Source organism: Komagataeibacter kakiaceti JCM 25156 (assembly GCF_000613305.1).
Genome location: NZ_BAIO01000267.1, coordinates 1 through 3,229, shown reverse-complemented (window position 1 = coordinate 3,229; position 3,229 = coordinate 1). Strand labels below are relative to the sequence as shown.

At 65.5% G+C, this 3,229-nt stretch carries 2 protein-coding genes and 1 pseudogene; 2 read left to right on the top strand and 1 reads right to left on the bottom strand.

Features of this window, described 5'->3' with window-relative positions:
* Positions 1 to 227 (bottom strand): annotated as a pseudogene (locus tag JCM25156_RS23985) (phosphomethylpyrimidine synthase ThiC); the annotation flags it as partial.
* Positions 228 to 616: 389 nt separating this feature from the next.
* Here JCM25156_RS23985 and ade point away from each other — a divergent pair.
* Both ade and JCM25156_RS12010 read left to right on the top strand, forming a co-directional pair.
* A complete protein-coding gene (gene ade, locus JCM25156_RS12015; protein WP_025813251.1) occupies positions 617 to 2,317 on the top strand; it encodes an adenine deaminase in 1,701 nt (566 codons plus the stop codon).
* 11 nt (positions 2,318 to 2,328) lie between these two features.
* A complete protein-coding gene (locus JCM25156_RS12010) occupies positions 2,329 to 3,201 on the top strand; it encodes a site-specific integrase (RefSeq protein WP_025813250.1) in 873 nt (290 codons plus the stop codon).
* The last annotated feature ends 28 nt before the right edge of the window (positions 3,202 to 3,229 follow it).

Genomic DNA, 3,229 nt, shown 5'->3' with positions numbered 1-3,229 from the left:
GGTTCGAGGCCCCGGCGCACGTCGATCGTCACGCGCGTATCGGTATAGGGGCCGGAGGTGTCGTACACGCGCACCGGCGGTTCGTTGGCGCTGGGTTCCAGCGCGATTTCACGAAATGGCACGCGGATATGGGCGTGGCCTTCGGGTGATGACCAGATCTTGACGGACCCCAGTATGGAGCCGGTCGTGACATGGTCGGGAGAGGAAGGCGCAGTGACGGCGGTCATGGCAGTGCTCCTTGTTTTCTCTCCGACAGGGGGTGGGAGAAAACCGGGCCGCGCGACCTTGCGCGCGTGATCTGACCCATGGGGGGCAGCGACATGCCGATTGTCCGCACCAGTCCCTCCGCCGGTATGAGCCGGATCAGGTTCCCCGGAGCGCACCATGCGCCCGGAAGGGTCTCCGCATGCGTAAAATGGTTACGCCAGCGGTATCTCAGCCCTTTTTCAGGACTCCCCTTGGTCGTTTCAGAATCATGAATTCCGCTGTTTTTGTCAATGATGTTGCGGACGCACGGGCATGGGGGCGTGAAAAAGAATTCGTGTGCTGATTTGCCAGTGGCCGCGTTGTGATAGACTACGGATCGACAACATCTTTTTTGGGGAAGCACGACAGTATGACAGGCAGCGCGATTTCAGACCGGATTGCACAGGGTAGCGGGCGCACCCCGGCGGATACGGTCATCCGTAACGTCCGCCTGTTCGATCTGGTGACCGGAACGCTCCTGCCAACCGATATCGCCATATGCGGGGATACGATCGTCGGCACGCTGGACAGCTATGAGGGCGTGAACGTGATCGAGGGTCATGGCCGCATCGCCGTGCCGGGGTTTATCGATACGCACCTGCATGTCGAATCCTCGCTCATCACCCCGTTCGAATTCGATCGCTGCGTGCTGCCCCATGGCGTGACCACCGCCATCTGCGACCCGCATGAAATGGCGAACGTGCTGGGGCGTCCCGCCCTTGATTACTTTACCGAGGCGGCGCTGCGCACGGTCATGGATCTGCGCGTCAACCTGGCGAGCTGCGTGCCGTCCACCGCGCTGGAAACATCGGGCGCCACGCTGGGGGCGGCGGACCTGCTGCCCTATCGTGACCACCCCAAGGTCATTGGCCTGGCCGAGTTCATGAACATTCCCGGCGTGCTGAACTGTGATCCGGTCTGCATGGAAAAGCTGGAAGCCTTCGCCGGGGGGCATATCGACGGCCATGCCCCGCTGCTGCGCGGGCGCAAACTCAATGGCTACCTGTCCGCCGGGATCACGACCGACCACGAGGCGACGGCGGCGGACGAGGCGCTGGAGAAAGTGCGCAAGGGCATGATGGTCCTGATCCGCGAGGGATCGGTGTGCAAGGATCTGCGCGCGCTGGCGCCGCTGCTCACGCCGGTCACGTCTCCGTTCTTCGCGTTCTGCACCGATGACCGCAACCCGCTGGAAATCGCGCATGAAGGCCATCTGGATTATCTGATCCGCCTCGCCATTTCGCTGGGGGTGGAGCCGCTGGCCGCCTATCGCAGCGCGACACTCAGCGCCGCGAACGCCTTTGGCCTGCGTGATCGGGGCCTGATCGCGCCGGGACGGCGGGCGGACATTGTCCTGCTTGATGACCTGCGTGAATGCCGCGTGTCGGACGTGATCAGCGCCGGGCGGCTGGTGAATGACGCGCTGTTCGCCGCGCGTGAGATCATTCCCGCCGTCGGCATCGACAGCATCAACCTGCCCGCGCCGGTAACGCCGCGGGACATGGCCATGGCGGGCAGCGGCGCGCAGCGTCCGGTCATCGGCCTTGTGCCCGGCCAGATCATCACCCCCTTCCTGCATGCCGACCTGCCGGTGCGCGACGGTATGGTGCAGCCGGACCCGGCGCAGGACATCGCGCGCATCTGCGTGGTGGCGCGTCATGGCCATAACGACAATATCGGCCGTGGCTTCGTGAAGGGGTTCGGCCTGTCCGGTGGCGCGCTTGCCTCCTCTGTCGGGCATGACAGCCATAATATATGTGTGGTTGGCATGAATGACGCGGATATGGCCACCGCCGTCAACCATCTGGAAAAGACCGGCGGCGGCTTTGTGGTGGTGCGTGACGGTCAGGTTGTGGCCGACATGCCGCTGCCGGTGGCGGGCCTTATGAGCGATGCTCCGTTCGAGACCGTGCGCGACCAGCTTGAAGTGCTGCGCGCCGCCGCGCGGTCTCTGGGCTGCACACTGGATGAACCGTTCCTCCAGCTTGCCTTCCTGCCGTTGCCGGTGATCCCGCACCTCAAGATCACGGATTTCGGCATGGTGGATGTCAACCGGATGGAACTGGTCTGACACCGGGGGCCATGCAGGTGACGACCCGGGCCGCAGCACCCGCGCGTGAGGCCACGGCCACGCTGCGCGCCTATCGCGCGGACTGGATGCACTTCACGCGCTGGTGCGCGGATCAGGCGGTTTCCCCTATTCCCGCGCGGCCGGACGTGGTGGCCAGCTACCTGCGGAGCCTGACGGAATTCGCCCCCGCCACCATTCGCCGCCGCCTTGCCGCCATTGGCAAGATGCACCGGTTTAACGACGTGGCATGGGATGTGCGCGATACGCGCATCCGTAACGCTCTGGCCGCAATGGTGGAACAGGGGCGTCCGCCCGCCCTTCCGCCCGGGATCGTAACGCCAGACATGCTGCGCGCCATGGTCGCGCGGTGCGGGGAGGGGGCGCGTGGCCTGCGTGACCGCTGCCTGCTGCTGTTCGGGTTCGCCGGGGCGCTGCGCCGGTCGGAACTGGTGGGGCTGCAGGTGGAGGATGTGCGTATCGAACCGGCGGCGGTCGTGCTGGACATACGTGATGAGGAAGGCGCCCGGCCCGTCACCCTGCCGCTGCCACAGGACCGGGCGTTATGTCCCGCCGCCGCCTTCACCGCCTGGCAGCAGGTGGCGCATCGTCTGACGGGGCCGCTGTTTCGCGGCATTTCCCGGGGGGACCGCGTGGGCGGCCGCGCGCTCACGCCCTATGCCGTGACCCGTATCCTGCAACGCCGCGCCCTTATGGCCGAGGTGCCGCCCGACATTGCGGCGCGGCTCAGCGCCCATGCCCTGCGGTCGGGTTATATAATGGATGCGTTACGACAGGGGATGGAGATGGACGCGCTGTGCCGCCATACGCGCTACCGCGATCCGCGCGCCCTGCGTCCGTATGAACGTCAGCTTGCCGATGAGTGAGAACCTCCGCCTTCCCTGGGCCGATCTG